This window comes from Mycobacterium bulgaricum (assembly GCF_041287165.2).
Classification (GTDB): Bacteria; Actinomycetota; Actinomycetes; order Mycobacteriales; family Mycobacteriaceae; genus Mycobacterium; species Mycobacterium bulgaricum.
Genome location: NZ_JBGGKV020000015.1, coordinates 16,044 through 32,710, shown reverse-complemented (window position 1 = coordinate 32,710; position 16,667 = coordinate 16,044). Strand labels below are relative to the sequence as shown.

24 protein-coding genes are annotated in these 16,667 nt (G+C 69.7%); 18 read left to right on the top strand and 6 right to left on the bottom strand.

Features of this window, described 5'->3' with window-relative positions; translation table 11 throughout:
- Positions 1 to 38 precede the first annotated feature (38 nt).
- Together ACAG24_RS26330 and dut are read right to left on the bottom strand one after the other, a co-directional pair.
- Positions 39 to 851: a DUF3710 domain-containing protein gene (locus ACAG24_RS26330; RefSeq protein ID WP_370475351.1), complete on the bottom strand. Its 813-nt coding sequence runs from the start codon at positions 849 to 851 to the stop codon at positions 39 to 41.
- A 29-nt stretch (positions 852 to 880) separates the two neighbouring features.
- Positions 881 to 1,345 (bottom strand): dUTP diphosphatase, encoded by a 465-nt coding sequence (gene dut, locus ACAG24_RS26325; RefSeq protein WP_370475350.1) that lies wholly within the window; start codon positions 1,343 to 1,345, stop codon positions 881 to 883.
- Between the two features lie 25 nt (positions 1,346 to 1,370).
- On the opposite strand from dut, the gene ACAG24_RS26320 reads away from it, so the two are divergent.
- Entirely contained in the window at positions 1,371 to 1,859 is a 489-nt protein-coding gene (locus ACAG24_RS26320; RefSeq protein ID WP_370475349.1) for a DUF3093 domain-containing protein, read from the top strand.
- Positions 1,860 to 1,863: 4 nt separating this feature from the next.
- On the opposite strand, the gene ACAG24_RS26315 is transcribed toward ACAG24_RS26320, so the two are convergent.
- Positions 1,864 to 2,166: a DUF4193 domain-containing protein gene (locus ACAG24_RS26315; protein WP_011894786.1), complete on the bottom strand. Its 303-nt coding sequence runs from the start codon at positions 2,164 to 2,166 to the stop codon at positions 1,864 to 1,866.
- A 177-nt stretch (positions 2,167 to 2,343) separates the two neighbouring features.
- Here ACAG24_RS26315 and cei point away from each other — a divergent pair, with 177 nt between their 5' ends.
- Positions 2,344 to 3,000 carry an envelope integrity protein Cei gene (cei, locus tag ACAG24_RS26310; protein WP_370475348.1) on the top strand — a complete coding sequence of 219 codons (657 nt, stop codon included), beginning with the start codon at positions 2,344 to 2,346 and terminating at the stop codon, positions 2,998 to 3,000.
- Positions 3,001 to 3,002: 2 nt separating this feature from the next.
- Here cei and ACAG24_RS26305 read toward each other — a convergent pair whose 3' ends face one another.
- Positions 3,003 to 3,884, bottom strand: a complete 882-nt coding sequence (locus ACAG24_RS26305; RefSeq protein ID WP_370475347.1) for an inositol monophosphatase family protein — start codon at positions 3,882 to 3,884, stop codon at positions 3,003 to 3,005.
- 130 nt (positions 3,885 to 4,014) lie between these two features.
- On the opposite strand from ACAG24_RS26305, the gene ppgK reads away from it, so the two are divergent.
- From ppgK to ACAG24_RS26225, 16 genes are all read left to right on the top strand, one after another.
- Positions 4,015 to 4,812 carry a polyphosphate--glucose phosphotransferase gene (gene ppgK / locus ACAG24_RS26300; protein WP_370475346.1) on the top strand — a complete coding sequence of 266 codons (798 nt, stop codon included), beginning with the start codon at positions 4,015 to 4,017 and terminating at the stop codon, positions 4,810 to 4,812.
- 219 nt (positions 4,813 to 5,031) lie between these two features.
- Entirely contained in the window at positions 5,032 to 6,489 is a 1,458-nt protein-coding gene (locus ACAG24_RS26295) for an RNA polymerase sigma factor (RefSeq protein WP_370475345.1), read from the top strand.
- Between the two features lie 91 nt (positions 6,490 to 6,580).
- The gene (locus tag ACAG24_RS26290; RefSeq protein WP_370475344.1) at positions 6,581 to 7,486 is read left to right on the top strand and encodes a tyrosine-type recombinase/integrase; all 906 of its coding nucleotides are present in this window, start codon (positions 6,581 to 6,583) and stop codon (positions 7,484 to 7,486) included.
- Positions 7,487 to 7,506: 20 nt separating this feature from the next.
- The gene (locus ACAG24_RS26285; RefSeq protein WP_370475343.1) at positions 7,507 to 8,064 is read left to right on the top strand and encodes a hypothetical protein; all 558 of its coding nucleotides are present in this window, start codon (positions 7,507 to 7,509) and stop codon (positions 8,062 to 8,064) included.
- A gap of 108 nt (positions 8,065 to 8,172) precedes the next feature.
- Positions 8,173 to 8,541, top strand: a complete 369-nt coding sequence (locus tag ACAG24_RS26280; RefSeq protein ID WP_370475342.1) for a hypothetical protein — start codon at positions 8,173 to 8,175, stop codon at positions 8,539 to 8,541.
- Positions 8,538 to 8,888 carry a hypothetical protein gene (locus ACAG24_RS26275; protein WP_370475341.1) on the top strand — a complete coding sequence of 117 codons (351 nt, stop codon included), beginning with the start codon at positions 8,538 to 8,540 and terminating at the stop codon, positions 8,886 to 8,888. Before ACAG24_RS26280 ends, ACAG24_RS26275 begins: the two co-directional genes overlap by 4 nt.
- Complete coding sequence (locus ACAG24_RS26270) at positions 8,885 to 10,045, top strand: AAA family ATPase (RefSeq protein WP_370475340.1); 1,161 nt, start codon at positions 8,885 to 8,887, stop codon at positions 10,043 to 10,045. The genes ACAG24_RS26275 and ACAG24_RS26270 overlap by 4 nt, the downstream gene beginning before the upstream one ends.
- Before the next feature lie 259 nt (positions 10,046 to 10,304).
- Complete coding sequence (locus ACAG24_RS26265; RefSeq protein ID WP_370475339.1) at positions 10,305 to 10,490, top strand: hypothetical protein; 186 nt, start codon at positions 10,305 to 10,307, stop codon at positions 10,488 to 10,490.
- Entirely contained in the window at positions 10,487 to 10,651 is a 165-nt protein-coding gene (locus ACAG24_RS26260) for a hypothetical protein (RefSeq protein WP_370475338.1), read from the top strand. Before ACAG24_RS26265 ends, ACAG24_RS26260 begins: the two co-directional genes overlap by 4 nt.
- The gene (locus tag ACAG24_RS26255) at positions 10,648 to 11,535 is read left to right on the top strand and encodes a hypothetical protein (RefSeq protein ID WP_370475337.1); all 888 of its coding nucleotides are present in this window, start codon (positions 10,648 to 10,650) and stop codon (positions 11,533 to 11,535) included. The genes ACAG24_RS26260 and ACAG24_RS26255 overlap by 4 nt, the downstream gene beginning before the upstream one ends.
- A complete protein-coding gene (locus ACAG24_RS26250; protein WP_370475336.1) occupies positions 11,532 to 11,984 on the top strand; it encodes a helix-turn-helix domain-containing protein in 453 nt (150 codons plus the stop codon). Before ACAG24_RS26255 ends, ACAG24_RS26250 begins: the two co-directional genes overlap by 4 nt.
- A gap of 5 nt (positions 11,985 to 11,989) precedes the next feature.
- The gene (locus tag ACAG24_RS26245; protein ID WP_370475335.1) at positions 11,990 to 12,568 is read left to right on the top strand and encodes a hypothetical protein; all 579 of its coding nucleotides are present in this window, start codon (positions 11,990 to 11,992) and stop codon (positions 12,566 to 12,568) included.
- Positions 12,565 to 12,948 (top strand): capsid cement protein, encoded by a 384-nt coding sequence (locus ACAG24_RS26240; protein ID WP_370475334.1) that lies wholly within the window; start codon positions 12,565 to 12,567, stop codon positions 12,946 to 12,948. Before ACAG24_RS26245 ends, ACAG24_RS26240 begins: the two co-directional genes overlap by 4 nt.
- A 14-nt stretch (positions 12,949 to 12,962) precedes the next feature.
- Positions 12,963 to 13,847 (top strand): major capsid protein, encoded by an 885-nt coding sequence (locus ACAG24_RS26235; protein ID WP_370475333.1) that lies wholly within the window; start codon positions 12,963 to 12,965, stop codon positions 13,845 to 13,847.
- 24 nt (positions 13,848 to 13,871) lie between these two features.
- Positions 13,872 to 14,351, top strand: a complete 480-nt coding sequence (locus tag ACAG24_RS26230; RefSeq protein WP_370475332.1) for a hypothetical protein — start codon at positions 13,872 to 13,874, stop codon at positions 14,349 to 14,351.
- Between the two features lie 87 nt (positions 14,352 to 14,438).
- Complete coding sequence (locus tag ACAG24_RS26225; protein WP_370475331.1) at positions 14,439 to 14,933, top strand: HNH endonuclease; 495 nt, start codon at positions 14,439 to 14,441, stop codon at positions 14,931 to 14,933.
- A 210-nt stretch (positions 14,934 to 15,143) separates the two neighbouring features.
- Here ACAG24_RS26225 and ACAG24_RS26220 read toward each other — a convergent pair whose 3' ends face one another.
- A complete protein-coding gene (locus tag ACAG24_RS26220) occupies positions 15,144 to 15,599 on the bottom strand; it encodes a hypothetical protein (protein WP_370475330.1) in 456 nt (151 codons plus the stop codon).
- Positions 15,592 to 16,443, bottom strand: a complete 852-nt coding sequence (locus ACAG24_RS26215; RefSeq protein WP_370475329.1) for a TIGR02391 family protein — start codon at positions 16,441 to 16,443, stop codon at positions 15,592 to 15,594. Before ACAG24_RS26215 ends, ACAG24_RS26220 begins: the two co-directional genes overlap by 8 nt.
- Positions 16,444 to 16,667: the final 224 nt, after the last annotated feature.

Sequence of the window (16,667 nt, the reverse complement as noted above, 5' to 3'; positions counted from 1 at the left end):
GGATTCCTCAACGCGGCTCGTCCCTCACCGCTTGATCGTCATCCGCCGGTGATGGTCCGCAGCTGCTGCATCGCCGAGCCCAGCGTGCTCCGGCGCGCGTTGGGCGCCGGGGGCTCGTCCTGCAGCTGCGGAGGCGCCGGCTGGGGCGGAGCCGGCTGCTGCGGGGCCGGCGCCTGCGGCCGGCCCGCGACCTGTTGCGCGGCCTGCTGTTGCGCGGCCTGCTGTTGCGCGGCCTGCTGCTGAGCGGCGGCGAGCTGGGCTGCCATCGGCTCCGGTAGTTGCACCGGCAGCGGCGTGCGCACCGGCAGCGGCGTATCGCCGCGTCGAACTACCGTGTCGGCCAACGCATTTCGCGCCTGTTCCGCCAGTTCTGCCATGCGCTCGAAGGGCCCGTTGACCACGCACCGGACCATCCAGCGGTACCCGTCCACACCGATGAACCGCACGACGGCGGCACCCTCACCCGCGGAGCCGACCACCTCACGGCCCCACGGGCCGTCCTCGATGCTGACCTTCGGCGCGTCCTTGCGCAGCGAGTCGGCGAGCTCGGAGGCGACCTCGCGCCACAGGCCCGCGGACTTCGGCGCCGCATACGCCGCGATGGTGAACCGCCCGTTGGCCGTCACCACCCACACGGCGCTGGGAGTGCCCGCCTCATTGAGCTCGACCTGCACCTGTCCGGCCTCGGGCATCGGGATCAAGACCGAGCCCAGGTCGAGCCGCGCCAGCGTCGCCACCGACGGATCGTCGAAATCGTCGATGTCGAACGGGCCGTCGAGTTCCTCGTCCTCGATGTCCACCGACGTCACCTCCTCGGGCTCTGCGGCCCTGTCGCTGCGGTGTCTACTCATGCTTTACCCCGCGTCACGCGCACCTCCACCTACAGACTGGCATGTCCACCCGAAGATCCGTGGCCACCGTCGCCCCGGGTCGTGTCGGCAAGCCCCGCCTCGTCGAATGATGTCACCTCGACCAACTCAGGCAGTTCCACGCGCTGCACCACGAGCTGCGCGATCCGGTCTCCGCGCGAAATCACGATGGGGACCGCGGGGTCGAGGTTGATCAGCGACACCTTGATCTCGCCGCGGTAGCCCGCATCGATGGTGCCGGGGCTGTTGACAATCGAAAGTCCAACGCGCGCAGCGAGTCCCGATCGCGGATGAATGAGGCCGACCATCCCGTGCGGAATGGCGACGGCGACGCCGGTCGGCACGAGCGCCCGCGCGCCGGGCGCCAGTTCGACGTCCTGCGCACTGAACAGATCGACCCCCGCATCACCGTCATGCGCCCTGCTGGGCAACGGAAGGTCGCGGTCGAGACGCACTACCGCCAGAGAGGTGGACACGACGTCAGAGATTACTCTGGGCCGCGTGTCAGAGACGCGCGCCACCGCTCAACGGGTTCGCTACCGAGAGCGGCTGTGGGTTCCGTTGTGGTGGTGGCTGCCCGGCCTGGGCCTGGCCGCCCTGATCGCACTCGAGGTGGGCCAGGGCGTGCAGGCGCTGCCGGACTGGCTGCCGTATGCGGTGTTGCTGCCTGTCGCGGCGGTGGTGCTGCTCGGGTTCGGCAGAACCGAGCTGCGCGTGGTCGGCGACGACGGCGGGCCGGCCGAGCTGTGGATCGGCAACTCGGGACGGGGCGCCCACCTGCCCGCGTCGGTGATCGCCCGCTCGGCAGCGGTGCCCCGATCGGCGAAGTCGGCGGCGCTGGGCCGTCAGCTCGATCCGGCGGCCTACGTCGTGCACAAGCCATGGGTCGGTCCGATGGTCCTGCTGGTCCTCGACGATCCGGATGATCCCACCCCGTACTGGCTGATCAGCACCAAGCACCCGGACAAGGTCCTCGCGGCCCTCGGCTAGAGCGTCAGGCGGCGCAATCGGTGCAGATCATCATGCCGTTCTTCTCGCTGGCGAGACGGCTGCGGTGGTGCACGAGGAAGCAGCTCGAGCAGGTGAACTCATCGGCCTGCTTGGGGATCACGCGGACCGACAACTCTTCGCCCGACAGGTCCGCACCGGGCAGCTCGAAGGATTCCGCGGATTCGGACTCGTCGACGTCGACGACAGCCGACTGAGCTTCATTGCGCCGTGCCTTCAGTTCCTCGAGGGAATCCTCCGAAACGTCGTCCGTTTCTGTGCGCCTTGGGGCGTCGTAGTCAGTGGCCATGCCAGTCCCCTCCATGAAGCTCGTTGCAGCAGTGCTTTGTACCAGCGTCGAACGCATCCACCAAACGATTCGTGCCCGGATTGACACCAGTTCTAATGTGATTTGCGTCACATCAGAGAAACCGCTGCTTGACGAGCCGGGCGGTGAGCGGGCGACGCTGCCTCTAGAGTGCTGTGCGTGGTCGCGCAAATCACCGAGGGCACGGCCTTCGACAAACACGGCCGGCCGTTCCGCCGCCGCAGCTACGTGCCGGGCGCTGCGATGTTCGCTTGCCTGGCGGTCGCGGCGCTGCTGGTGTGGGTGATCGCCCTGTCACGTCCGCCGGAGGTACCCCAGGCCGCGATCTGCAACCGGCCGCCCCCGCCGGCCCAACCGGGCGCCCCCGTTCCCGACCTCGGCGAGCAGGTGACGCGATCGACGATGCTCGACGTCACGCCCGCGAAACTCGCCGATACCAAGATCCGGGTGCTCAACGCCAGCGGGCAGGGCGGACAGGCCGCCGAGGTGGCCGGCGCGCTGCGGGACATCGGCTTCACCGAGCCCGAGGCGGCCAACGACCCCATCTATGAGACCGCGCGCCTGCAGTGCGTCGGCCAGATCCGCTTCGGGCCATCCGGCCGGGCCGCCGCGGCGTCGATCTGGCTTGTCGCGCCGTGCACGGAACTGTTCCAGGACGGCCGCGCCGACGACACCGTCGACCTGGCCATCGGCACCGACTTCACCGAGCTGACCCACAGCGACGACATCGACGCGGTCCTGGCCAGCCTGTTGCCCGACGCCACCGCCCCCGCCGACCCCGACCTCCTCACCCAGGCGCACACCGGAACCTGCTGAGCTCAGCGCTGATCGGGCGCGGGCTCCGACACCCCGCAGCGCACCAGCGCCTCATCGAAGGCCGCGCTGATCCCCGCCGCAGCGGCCACCATCAGACCCGCGCCGTCAGCGGTCGCGGGGGGACGCACCCCGGCGCCGGCTTCGGCCGCTATCAGTGCGCCCGCGGCCCAGTCCCACAGGTGCACACCGTCTTCGTAGTAGGCGTCGAGCCTGCCCGCGGCCACCATGCACAGATCGAGCGCGCAGGATCCCAACCGCCGGATGTCGCGGACATCCGGGACGAGCTTGGCGAGACTCTCGCCCTGGCGCCGCCTGCGGTCGCGCTCGTAGGCGAACCCGGTACCGACGAGCGCCATCGACAGGTCGGCCACCTGGCTGCAGCGCAGCGGCGTTGGCCCATCCTCCGTCCGGAGAAGCGCCCCGTGGCCGACGGCGGCCGAGTAGAGCTCTCCTGCCGCGACGTCGGCCACCGCTCCGGCGACCGGTACGCCGTCGCGGAGCACCCCCACCGAGACCGCGTAGGCCGGAATTCCGTAGAGGAAGTTGACCGTGCCGTCGATCGGGTCCAGTACCCAGGTGAGTTGCCCCGGCTCGACCCCGACCGGTCCGCCTTCCTCCTCACCAAGGATCGCGTCGCCGGGGCGTAGCACCGCGAGCCGCTCCCGCAGGAGCCGTTCGGTCTCGGTGTCGACGACGGTGACGGGGTCGGTCGGGGTGCTCTTCACCCGCACGGCGGGCTCCCCGCTCCCGGGCACCGCGCCGCTTGCATTCCCTCCGAACACCTCGATGCGGCGGCTGCGGACGAACGCCGCGGCTTGCGCGGCCAATTGCTCGGCCACCTCGCGCAGTTCGACGGGGTCGGGGGCCGGGTTCGCAACGCTCACACACCTATCGCAGCACACGGAGGCACACCGCACGCGATCCGGCCGGGCGGGATGCGGGACTGACACGCATCGCAATTGGCGAGCCGATAGGGTGTCATCGCGTCCCGCCCACCTCCGCAGAGGAGCCTGCATGACCGCCGCTGCCACCCCCGATTCGGGCCCAGGCCGACCGCGCCGCGGTTTCGGCATCGACGTCGGCGGGAGCGGCGTGAAGGGCGGCGTCGTCGACCTCGACACCGGAATGCTCATCGGCGATCGCTTCAAACTGCTGACACCGCAACCGGCCACCCCCGAGGCCGTCGCCAAGACCATCGCCGATGTGGTGGCGCACTTCGACTGGAAGGGTCCGCTCGGCGTGACGTATCCGGGCGTCGTCGCCGATGGCATCGTCTGCACGGCCGCCAACGTCGACAAGGCCTGGATCGGGCTCAATGCCAAAGACGTCATTGGAGGAGCGCTCGACGGACAGCCGGTGACGGTGCTTAACGACGCCGACGCCGCCGGACTCGCCGAGGAGAAATTCGGCGCCGGCCGCGACAACACCGGTGTCATCGTGTTGCTGACATTCGGCACGGGCATCGGCTCGGCGGTGATCCACAACGGCATCCTGTTGCCCAACACGGAGTTCGGACACCTCGAGGTGGGCGGTAAGGAGGCCGAGCACCGCGCCGCGAGTTCGGTGAAGGAACGCAAGGAATGGAGCTACGAGCGCTGGACCCAGGAGGTCACGAAAGTGCTGGTAGCAATCGAAAATGCGATCTGGCCCGATCTTTTCATCGCCGGCGGCGGGATCAGCCGCAAGGCCGACAAGTGGATACCGTTGCTCAAGAACCGCGTGCCGGTCGTCGCGGCGGAGTTGCAGAACACCGCCGGCATCGTCGGTGCGGCGATGGCGGCCGAATTCAACGTCACTGCTACCGGCAAGTAACCGGCTGGCGCGGCGCGCGGGCGCGTCAAATTTGCCGCCGTGGACAGCGCCGACCCACACTGTCGTTACAATGGTCGACGGCGGCCACCGACCAGACAGCGACGGGGAGCAAACCACCCCGAGATGACGCTTTGAGATCGACGCCGACAATCGACATAGCCGACACTTTCGGTGGCGCACGTGTGCGTGCCGAATGACCCGCAGACCGAAAGGGTGTACGTGGCAGCGACCAAGGCAAGCCCGGCAACCGACGAGCCGGTGAAGCGCACCGCAGCCAAAGCCCCCGCGAAGAAGGCGCCCGCGAAGAAGGCGGCGACCAAGACTGCCGCCAAGGCCGCCAAGCCGCGCGCCGCCAAATCCGGTGACGCCCCCGCGAGCCGCAGCCGCGCCAAGAAGGCGACCTCGCCCGAGGCCGGCGGCACCGACGAGGAGCTCACGGGCGAAGAGCTTGAGACCGACGGCGACATCGAGCCCGGCGAGGACCTCGAAGACGACACCGACCTCGAGCTCGACGACATCGAGGTCGACGACGACGCGTCCGCCGACGGCGACGACGACTCAGACGACGAGTCCGACGAGGTAACCGTCGAGGGCGAAGCCGAAGCCGCGCCCAAGGCGGCCGCCAAGCCGGCCAAGGAGGGCGACGACGACTCGCTTCCCGAGCCGTCGGAGAAGGACAAGGCTTCCGGCGATTTCGTCTGGGACGAAGAGGAGTCCGAGGCGCTGCGGCAGGCCCGCAAGGATGCCGAGCTCACCGCCTCTGCCGACTCGGTTCGCGCGTACCTCAAGCAGATCGGCAAGGTCGCGCTCCTCAACGCCGAGGAAGAAGTCGAGCTCGCCAAGCGCATCGAGGCCGGCCTCTACTGCACGCAGCTGATGGCCGAGCTCGCCGAGAAGGGCGAGAAGCTCACGACCGCGCAGCGCCGCGACTACATGTGGATCTGCCGCGACGGAGACCGCGCGAAAAACCATCTGCTCGAAGCGAACCTGCGACTGGTGGTGTCGCTGGCCAAGCGCTACACCGGCCGCGGCATGGCCTTCCTCGACCTGATCCAGGAAGGCAACCTCGGTCTGATCCGCGCCGTCGAGAAGTTCGACTACACCAAGGGTTACAAGTTCTCGACCTACGCCACCTGGTGGATCCGTCAGGCCATCACCCGCGCCATGGCCGACCAGGCCCGCACCATCCGCATCCCGGTGCACATGGTCGAGGTGATCAACAAGCTGGGCCGCATCCAGCGCGAGCTGCTGCAGGACCTGGGCCGCGAGCCCACGCCCGAAGAGCTGGCCAAGGAAATGGACATCACGCCGGAGAAGGTGCTGGAGATCCAGCAGTACGCGCGTGAACCCATCTCGCTGGACCAGACGATCGGCGACGAGGGCGACAGCCAGCTCGGCGACTTCATCGAGGACTCCGAGGCCGTCGTGGCCGTCGACGCCGTCTCGTTCACCCTGTTGCAGGACCAGCTGCAGTCGGTGCTGGAGACGCTGTCGGAGCGCGAAGCCGGCGTCGTACGGCTGCGCTTCGGCCTGACCGACGGCCAGCCCCGCACCCTCGACGAGATCGGCCAGGTGTACGGGGTCACCCGTGAGCGCATCCGCCAGATCGAATCGAAGACGATGTCGAAATTGCGCCACCCCAGCCGTTCTCAGGTGCTGCGCGACTACCTGGACTAGCCGGTTCGACGGCTAGCACCGTTGACCTGCCGAAACACGGGTATTTTCACGTTCCCTGGACGTGAACAACGGTGCTAGTCAAGATAGTTATGTGCCCAGGAATTTGCCGCCGCTCGACCTCGCTGCCCTTCTGACGTCGTGGCAGTTAGCTCTGCGCGCCGAACGGAAGTCCCCCTCGACGCTCAAGGTCTACAGCGACGGCGTGAACGGATTCCTCCGCTGGTGCGACACCAACGGCGTCGACCCGGTGCTCGATCGGACCACTGTGCAGGCGTTCACCGCGGCCCTGCTCGAGGCCGGTGCGGAGGCGGCCACGGCGCGGTCCCGGCAGCTGTCACTGAAGCGGTTCTCGGCGTGGCTGACCGACGAGGGCGAGTTCAACACCGATCCCCTACTCGGCCTCAAACCGCCGAAGCTCGACACGAAGGTCACCGATGCTCTCACCGACGACGAACTCAAGCGGTTGATCAAGGCGTGCGCCGGGCGCGACCTTCGGGAGCGGCGCGACGAGGCGATCGTGCGACTGATGGCCGAGACCGGGATGCGAGCCGGTGAGGTCGTGGCGCTACGCGTCGCCGACGTCGACCTCACACGAGGGCTGGCGACGGTGTATCGCGGTAAGGGCGGCAAGGGTCGGATCGTTCCGTTCGGGCCGCAGACCGCCACCGCGCTGGATCGCTACATCCGTGTGCGGCGCGGGCATCTTCGCGCGGACTCCCCCGAGCTGTGGGTCGGCGATCGCGGGAAGGGATTCAGCTACGACGGACTGCACAAGGCGTTGCAGTTCCGTGCCCGACAGGCCGGTGTCGACCGCTTCCACCCGCACCTGCTGCGGCACACCGCGGCGACACGCTGGCTGGCCGCGGGCGGATCGGAGGGCGGGCTGATGGCCGTCGCCGGGTGGGCGAGGCGGGACATGATCGACCGCTACACCGCGGCCACGGCGTCGGAGCGCGCTGCGGCTGAGGCCCGCGGGTTGGGTCTGGGAGATCTGTGACCGGCGGGCTGGTGCAACCGATGACGGCTGCGACGTGGGCCGATCACCGCGACGAGATCAAGGCGCAGGTGGCGAAGATCCGCGCGTGTGACCGGTCATCGCCCATTCGGCGACGGACGCTCCGGTTGTCGGTATTCGGCGATGCCAACGACGCGCTGGTCGCCGAGGTTATCCGCACCACATTCGGCGATGTGGTCGTCACCTACCGGCGCGGCGGTGTGCGCGCAGTCGCACCATTGACCGACGATGACCCCGCACGAACCTACCCCGTGGACGGCTACCAACCACTCACCGCCGCCGTGCTGCGTAACCGAATAGGCAACGGTGCCAAACGATTAACGCTGCTGCTGCCTACTCAGGCCAACCAGGAGCGGATGGTCCTCGGCCACCGCGCCGACGCCGACCCCGAGGTGGTTGCGCGGTCACAGGTGGCCCGACTACAGGCCGCGGTCGCCTACCGGCGCGAGCAAGGCCACGATGACGCCCAGATTGCAGGCACTGCCGAGTATCTCGCGGCGGCCGAGGCCAACCTCGCTGCGATCCGCGCCGAGCGGTCGTCTGGGCGCAAACGCCGTTGATCGTGCTAGCGTCGTTCGTGTAGTCCACCTGACCGGCCACGCCGGGTTTAGGTAACGCTCCCACTGGCATGGGCTGGAGCCGACACCCCGAAGGGGGTCCGGTACCCCATGCCCGAATATGAATCCGAAGCCGCCCGCACCGAAGCGTCGTTGCGTGGCCGCCTGGCAGTCCTGTCGTCGTGGGCACAGACCGAGGACCGGCAAGCCCGCACCAAGCCCGGCCGCGACGCCATGCTCGCCAAGTTCGAGGAGCAGGTGGACCCGGACGGGAAGCTGTCCCCCGCCGAACGCGCGCGGCGCGCCGAATACGCCCGCAAAGCCCACTTCACCCGCCTCGCGTTGAAGGCCGCGAAGGCGCGGTCGGCGAAGGCCGCAGCCCGCCGCGCCGCCGCCGACGCCGCAGCCGCGCAGACGACCGCGCAGCGGCTTGCCGAACTCGACGCTCTCGCTGCCGGGGTGGACGGCGGCAACGGGTGATTGACGACGAACGGCCCGGCGCGGAGGCCGGGCCGTTATCCGCGGGAACGGATGCCTGCCAGGGTAACGCGGCGATCCGGCAGCAGCTGAGTCGACTTCGGACCGCGGCCGCGCGATGCGTCCCACTCGACTGCGGCTGCCGCGATCCGTGGCGATGCACGTGCACAGAGCCGCCGCTATCGGAGGTGGTCGTCGACGGGTGGCGCGATAGCGCGGTGCACATCCTGTCCGCCGGTCTGCTGCCACGGTTGCCGATCGAGGTGCTTCGCGCCCTGTATCGCCGAGGCGGCCGTGACCGGGTGCTGGCCGAGATGCTGCACGACGCGATCGGCGGCGAAGCGACGTGAGCCGATCACCCGAGGAGGTGCTGCGCGCCTTCCACACGTACCCGGCCGCCGACGTCACCGACCGCAACGGGCACACGCCCGACCCCTACCGCGACGTGCCGCCACCCGACCGGCCGCCCGGAGAAAGCGGCCCTCGCGCAACACCTGTGGAGGCGCTCGACGTCGCCGTCGACGGTGCCCGGTTCATCCTCGACCAGCCCGGTGGCATCCCGGCGGTGTGGGGAACCGGCGCGCGGGTGCTGTGGGCCGAGGGCGAGGCGCTGATGATCGCTGGGCCGCAGGGCGTCGGCAAGACCACGCTGGCCGGGCAGCTGGTCCGCGCGTCGCTGGGCATCGGTGACACCGATGTCCTTGGCCTGCCCGTCGCCGATCGTGGCGGCCGGGTGCTGTATCTGGCGATGGACCGGCCGCGGCAGATCGCCCGATCGTTGGGCCGCCAGTTCGGTGAGAACGACCGCGACGTGCTTGCCGATCGGCTGGTGGTGCGGCCGGGTCCGCCACCGGCCGACCTTGCCGCCCAGCCGCTGCTGTTGGTCGGCATGGCCGAAACCTACGGCGCTGACGTCGTTTTCGTGGACTCCCTCAAGGACGCTGCGGTCGGGTTGTCCGAGGACGAGGTGGGTGCCAGCTACAACCGCGCCCGCCAGCACCTGCTGGGGTCGGGCCGCCAGATCGCCGAGGTGCACCACGTGGTGAAGCGCGGCCAGCAGGCGGGTGGGCCGCCGACGTCGATTGACCAGGTGTACGGGTCGACGTGGCTGACGTCGGGGTGCGGGTCGGTGGTGCTGCTGGCGGGCGAGCCGGGCGATCCGATCGTGTCGTTTCGGCACCTGAAGCAGCCTGCCGATGAGGTGGGTCCGTGGCGGTTGTTGCATGACCCGGCGGCCGGGGTGCTGACCGTCGAGCACGCCGTCGACTTGGTGGCGTTGGTGCGGGCGTCGGGCGTGGACGGGTTGACCGCCCGCGGTGCGGCGCAGGCGATCACGGAGAAGTCGAACCCGTCGCGTGCCGATGTAGAGAAGGCCCGACGCCGCCTGACCGCGTTGACCGACGAGGGCGTGCTGGTCCGTATGGAGGCCGGGTCGAACGGTGGCGCCGACGGCGGCAGCCCGGCGGTGTGGTTTCAGGCCGAGAACCGATCACGGGAGCCGCAGTGATGGCCGCGAATTGGACGCACAGACCGATCACGCCCGATCACGTTTTGAGCAATAACCGCAGGTCAGGAGCGATCACGCGACTTTTGCGCCGGGCACCGATCACAGGCGGTCACGGCCGGTCACGTTCGCGGCATCACCGCAGGTCACGCGATCACGCGACCGTTCACGCCGTTCACGCGGCCAGCGTTCACGAAACCCACCACCCCTATAAGGGGTGGGTTTCTGACGCCCCGCACGCCGGGGAGGTCGGGGGTGTCCCGTGCGGCTGAACGGAGACGGGAACATCCGGCCCGTGGTGGTCGGCAAGCGCAAGCCGCCGCGGGTGCAGGTTCGGGCCGGGCCGCTGCGGTTGACGTTCACCGTATCCGAGGCCATTGCCCTGGCCGACGCGATCGTCGACGCCGCCGAACGCATCGAACACCCACCGAAGGAGCGCACACCGTGATTGCCGCCCTGGCTGATTCCGTTCGCCTGCTGATCGGGTTCGCGGTCGGCTACGCCACCGCCCGCGCCGCCGACCCGTGCCCGGTGTGCGGGCAGCCCACCAGGACCGGCCTGTGCGCCCGCTGCGCGCCGGTCGTCCACCCACGCAAGGAGATCCCATGACCCACCACCCGAGTCGGCCACACGACGACGACCCGACCGAAGCCGACGCGCTGGCGCGCGTCAACCGGATACGGGCCGCCCGCGGCCTACCGCCGATCGTTGAACGCAACCCGCAGATGGTGCGCCGCGACCTGATCGACGACCGCGACGCCGCCATGATTGCCGTCGCGGTGCTGCGGCGCGAAGGTGCCGGGTTCAACGTGCCGGACGCGATCGACACCGCCACCGCCGGGTTCGGCCCGGAGGTGTTCGACGCGATGCCGCACGCCGTCGCCGTCGCCATCCGCGACCGGCTACCCGCCGAACACCGACCCGCCGTCATCGACGCGCTCGACGAGGTGCTCGAACGGTTCGAAGCTGGTCCGGGCGGGTGGGCGCACGCCCAACTGTGCGTGCACCGGATCGCCGACACCGTGCGCGGCGCGCTCACCGCCAGCATCGCCGCCGAAGGGTCCGGCGCGATCGACCACATCACCGGACTGCCGGTGTCCGAACCCGCCGACCAGCTCGCCGCCGCCGCGGACTTCGCCGCCGGGATCGTCTACGCCGACCTCATCGCCGCCCTCCGGGACTACCTCGCCGCAATGGCCGGCCTGCCCGCCGCGGTCGAGGTGGACGACACCGCCCACGAAACCCGGTGCCTGCGCGCGTCGGTGATGAACGCGCTCGCCCAGATGCGCGGCGACAGCGACATGCAGGACGAGGCCGTCCGGTTGGCGCTCATCGTGTGCCACGACCGGCCCGGCATGAAGATCAGCGACGTGTTCCGCGCCGGTACACCGCTTCTGCTGCTGCCTGCCGACGCCACCCGCGCCGACATCGAAGCCGCGCTGGTGGCCGAACTCGCCGCGATCGCCGACACCGACGACGGCGGCGCGCCGTGATCCGGTTGCCGCCCGGCGCGGTGCTGCTCGATCCGGCCGAGGCCGCCGACGTGGCGCGCGCGCTCGACCTGCTCGGCGACGTGCTGGGCCGGTTGCGCGACGCACGCGGCAACCCCACGCCGTCTACGCCGTCGCCGCGCCTGGCCGCGATCACCGCCAAGCTCCGCAAAGCGTCACGGATCGCTGACGATTCACCCCGAACCGACAGCGGAACCGTCAGTTTGTTTGCGCTACAACAGGTTCCCGTGGACGCTCGCGGTCATGCGGCAGTCATGGGCACCGGTGCGGCCGCCCGCACCCTCGGCGTCACACCCGGCGCTGTCCGCGACCTCGCCCGCCGTGGCCGCATCCCCGCGACCTACACCGGCACCCGGTGGCAGTTCGACGCCGCCGCGGTCGTCCACCTCGCCGAACACCGCGCACGTAAACGGGACCAACGCCGCGGGTGATCGCCGTGCCTAACGTGCGCACGATCCGCGGCGTGGAGTTGGTGCGCGTCGGCACGTGGGAGATCAGCACCGGGGAGTGGGCGGTCACCGCCGACGACCTGCGCGCCGCTGTCGCCGCCCACGCCGCCGGTGTGCTGCCGCGGCCGCGGTTGAAGATCGGGCACACCGATCCCCGCTTCGACGGCAGCCCGGCGCTCGGCCGCGTCGACAACCTCCGACTCGCCGACGGCGACGCCGTGCTCGTCGGCGACTTCGTGGACGTGCCCGCCGCCGTCGCGTCGCTGCTGCCGCACTCCTACCCGTCCCGGTCGGTCGAGGCGTTGATTGACTACACCGCGCCTGACGGCACCGTGTGGCCGCTGGTGATCCAGGCCGTCGCCCTGTTAGGCGGCACCGCGCCGGGCATCGAAACACTCGCCGACATCACCGGCCTCTACGGCGTCGCCGCCTCGGCCGCGCGCCGCGTCGTGGTCGCCGCGACACCACGACCCGGTGACCGCTCCCGCGCCGTCGCCGTCGCCGTCGCACGCGCACGCCGCACCCGCACCGCTCGAACCGTCTCCTACGAAAGGACACCCTCGTGAGCACCACGATCACCAACCCGTCGGTCTATGACCCCGGCAAGGACATCACCGCCGAAGCCACCGTCGCGGTCACTGCGCGCCGGTTCGTGAAGATCAGCGGCAACCGCACCGCGGGCGGCAATATCGCCGTCGCCCCGGCTGCCGCCGGTGACCGGCCGTGCGGCGTCGCGGGCAACGACGCACCCACCGGCGGCCTGGTCCGCGTCGTGCGCGGCAACTCCCGCGTCGTGCGCGTGATCGCCGCCGGTGCCATCGCCGCCGGTGCCGAGGTCCAGGTCGGCGCGAACGGCACCGCCGCCACCAAGGCCGCCGGTGTCGCCGTCGGCTACGCCGTCACCGGGGCGGCCGATGCCGCTACCGCCGAAATCTCGCTCTATTAGGGAGGATTCACTCAATGACCAGCCCACTGATCCCGACGCTCAACGGCCGCACCCTCACCCTCGACATCGCGCTCCGGTCGCCCACGATCATCCGCGACCGCATCGCCGCACTCGCCGACGACCAGATCCTGCTGCCGCGGTTCTTCCGGCAGTTCGGCGCACGGGTCGAAGGCGGCGCGCTGGCCTACAGCGTGGTGGCGGCCTCGGACCTGTTCACCAGCGACGTCGAAAAGCGTGCACCCGGTAGCGAGTACCGCGTCGTCGAAGGTGTCGACCCCGACGTGCGCCTCGCACTCGTCGAGGACTACGGCGGCCGCTTCCAGGTCACCGACGAACAGTTGACCCGCAACGCCGTCAACTACCTCGACCAGCAGGTGACGCAGCTCGCCAACACCATCGCCCGCAAGCTCGACACCCGCGCCGTTGCGGCATTGCAAGCCGCAACCATCGGCAGCCTCGTCCCGGCGACCGGTTGGGACGACCTGGTGATGGTCGGCCCGCTCGACGCCATCACCCCGTCCGCGGACCGGCCCACCGCGCACTTCGCCGAAGCGCAGGAGATGGCCGACCTCGAGGAGCGCGGCGTCCGCCACAACGTCGTCATCGTGCACCCCGAACAGGCCCGGCAGTTGCGCACCGCCTACGCCGAGAACCTCGACGACATGCTCGCCTCGGCCGGGTTCACCAACGGCATGTTTGCCAACCCGCGCATTCCCGCCGGGGTCGCGTTCGTCGCCGAAGAGGGCGCGGTCGGCACCATCGGCTTCGAGGTGCCGCTGACCGTCGAGGTGTACGACGACCGCTCGACCCGCTCCAAGTGGGTCCAGGCTTACGCCGTGCCCGCGTTCGCCGTCGACCGGCCATACGCCGCCAAAAAAATCAGCGGACTCAGCGCCTAAGCGCACGGAAAGGATTGCAGTACAATGGCACTCACGCTCAACGATGACCAGGAAGCCGACCTGTTGAAGCTGCTCGGCCTGCCCGAAGCTGCGCCGGGTGACACCGACGCCGGGCTCGTCATCGACACCATCGTCGACCTCGCCGCCCAGGTCGAGGCCCTCGACCCGGCCAAGCCGTCGACCGTGGCCGCCGCCGCGAAGCGCAACGGCATGGAGGTCATCGACACCGCCACCGCCGACGCACTGCGCCGCGACGCCGCCGAAGGCCGCAAGATCGCCGCGGCCGCCGCACGTGCCAAGGTGGAGGCCTCCGTCGACGACGCGATCGACAAGGGCAAGATCATGGCCTCCCGCCGCAAGCATTGGGTGACGCTCATCGAGGCCGACCCCGGCATGGCCGACGTGCTCGCCGCGACACCCAACGAAACCGCGGTGCCGCTGTCCCAGATCGGCCACGCCGCCGACAACGCCGACCTCGCCCAACCCGCCGGGTGGTTCTACTGACCCGCTAACCCCTGGGCGTCGCGTTCGGTGCTGTCCGCGTGATGCGCCCAGGCCGTGCCGGAACCCGGAACCCGGAACCCGGAAGGAATGCCATCCGGGTCGGGTCCGGCGCAGCGGCACCCCGGCCAGGAGGGAACCTTCGCCCCGCGGCCGGGCCGGGGTGCCGCACCACCCGACACCCCCGAGAGGTTCGACATGCCGTCACGCGCCGGACGCGTCCAACCGCCACCGAGCGGGAAACGCAAGCGCACCAACCGCGAACGCGGCGTCGGATGGCAACACACACAACAGCGCGAACGACTCCTCACCCGGCACCGGGACGGCCGCCCCTGCTGGTGGTGCGGCAAGCCGATGTGGCGCGACGCCGACCGCAACCCCGACGGGGAACCGCTGCACGCCGACCACACCAAAGCGCGATCCAAGGGCGGCACGACCGCCGATCGGCTACTCCACGCCACCTGTAACCGGACCCGCGGCGACGGCAGCCGCGACCACGAACGCCCGGCCGCCCACACGCCCGCAGGCGACCCCGATCACGACCTCGGCCACCTGGCCATGAACTGGCCGAACTTCGACCGCTGACGGGCACCCAGCCCCACCACGCCACACCCCGACCCCACCCCCGGAAATGTTGGAGGGGGCGGGTACCGAACTCCCCTCGCGGTAGTTCGGACTTTTTTATTGCGCGGCCGCGAAAACGCGCCCGACCTGGGGCGGGCGGGGGTGTTAGCGGGGTATCACGTTGTGTCACAACGCTTCTGAACGCAGCGCATCGGGTGTCGACCGGGGCGCTTAGAGCAGGTGCGCTTGCCAGTGCCGCCACACCTTCGACTTCTGGTCGAGCGCCGCGCGGTGCGCCTCGATCCGCTGCCGGTTCCCGCGGCGGCTCAGCAGCTTCGATACGAAGCCGGGGATGCGTCGGTGGGAGGCTTGGCGGTCCCACGGCCACACGCGGCGGTAGTCGACGCTGATTACCTCGCCGGTCGGGATGTCCCGGACGTCGAGCATGAGCGATTGGTCCCGGTGGAGGCTGCGCCAGGTCGCGTCGGCGGCTGCGTCGGCGGTGCGCAGTTCCGCCCGGTGGAACACGTACACCACCCGGATCTGGACAGCGGGTCGGCGGGTGCGGGTGAGCTGCACGACGTCGCCGCGTCGCTCGCTGAGCCGGAACGGATGCCGCTCGCGGGCCGATAGCCAGGCGAGTAGGGCGAACACCGCGCCAACGGTGCCGACAGCGACTTCAATCACGCAGGTGTGCCTTTCCGGTGTCGGGCGCTTCGATCAGGTCGCATTGGTCGACCCACCGTGCGAGCAGGCTGAGCACCGATAGGCGTTCGACAGCCTCCTGTTGAGTCATCTCGCCCGGCCCGTGGGTGGCAGGGTTGCGGATCGTCATTTGTGTGCCGGGAGCAAAGCGGCGCAGTCCGTCATTCATCGAGACCACGGTTCGGTCGGTCTGGTCACCCGGCCACCGAAGGCGCGGCCTGCCCGGCTCGGGGTCCTTCTCCGAGAACGCCTGATTCCACCGCGCGGTGTCGTCGAGTTCCGGCCCGCCGACGCGTGACTTCAGCAGCTGCACGACGCCATCCGCGCCCGCCTGCACCGCCTGCCGGTAGTGGCCGTCCCGCCACAATCGCGCGGCAAGACCCCACACCGCGGGATGCATCTGCGCGACGTCGACCGTCGGCGGCAAGTCGGCTTCTGCTTGCGCGGCCATGTCCTCGAGCGATCCGATCATCTGGTCGCACGCGTCGATGATGTTCTCCGGTTCGAGCAATGGCTTGGGCTGGAGGACGGTGCCCCACGCGGCTATTGGATCGACTTCGCCGAAGCCCGCGACGCCGAAGCGGACACCGGTCAATGCGGGTGCCCGGCGGGCGCGGCCAGCGGCGGTCGACACGCGTGCACGCCGCTCATTCAGATCGGCCTGGTCGACGTCGTCCAAGGGCGACACCGCAGGGAACATTCCGCGACCGGTACCTGTCCAGGTGGGCGTGTGCAGTTCGAGAAACGACACGAACGCGGCTCGGAACTCCGCGACGTCGCCTGCGAGGGTACGGAGATAGGTGGGGTTACGGTCAGCATCCGCCATGGCCACCGACGCTACTTCCGGCCGGGCCGGGTTCCGCGGCGCGACATGCCGGATGCAACCGTTCGCCGGAAGCGAACCCATCAGAGATCACTGAGCGTGTTTGCCCATTACAGGATATTGACGACTACAGCGGTGCCGCACGACCATGTTCTTGCCGGTTCCGTACGACGCTCAGTCGTCCCTAGTGCGCGACTACCTGGACTAGGTCTGGCGCAAGAAAAATT

Bases quoted from the DNA above. Each gene is read 5' to 3' on its own strand.
- ACAG24_RS26330 (WP_370475351.1), bottom strand. From the start codon at position 851: ATGAGTAGACACCGCAGCGACAGGGCCGCAGAGCCCGAGGAGGTGACG.
- ACAG24_RS26315 (WP_011894786.1), bottom strand. From the start codon at position 2,166: ATGGCCACTGACTACGACGCCCCAAGGCGCACAGAAACGGACGACGTT.
- ppgK (WP_370475346.1), top strand. From the start codon at position 4,015: ATGACCGCCGCTGCCACCCCCGATTCGGGCCCAGGCCGACCGCGCCGC.
- ACAG24_RS26285 (WP_370475343.1), top strand. From the start codon at position 7,507: ATGACGGCTGCGACGTGGGCCGATCACCGCGACGAGATCAAGGCGCAG.
- ACAG24_RS26280 (WP_370475342.1), top strand. From the start codon at position 8,173: ATGCCCGAATATGAATCCGAAGCCGCCCGCACCGAAGCGTCGTTGCGT.
- ACAG24_RS26255 (WP_370475337.1), top strand. From the start codon at position 10,648: ATGACCCACCACCCGAGTCGGCCACACGACGACGACCCGACCGAAGCC.
- ACAG24_RS26235 (WP_370475333.1), top strand. From the start codon at position 12,963: ATGACCAGCCCACTGATCCCGACGCTCAACGGCCGCACCCTCACCCTC.
- ACAG24_RS26230 (WP_370475332.1), top strand. From the start codon at position 13,872: ATGGCACTCACGCTCAACGATGACCAGGAAGCCGACCTGTTGAAGCTG.
- ACAG24_RS26225 (WP_370475331.1), top strand. From the start codon at position 14,439: ATGCCATCCGGGTCGGGTCCGGCGCAGCGGCACCCCGGCCAGGAGGGA.
- ACAG24_RS26215 (WP_370475329.1), bottom strand. From the start codon at position 16,443: ATGGCGGATGCTGACCGTAACCCCACCTATCTCCGTACCCTCGCAGGC.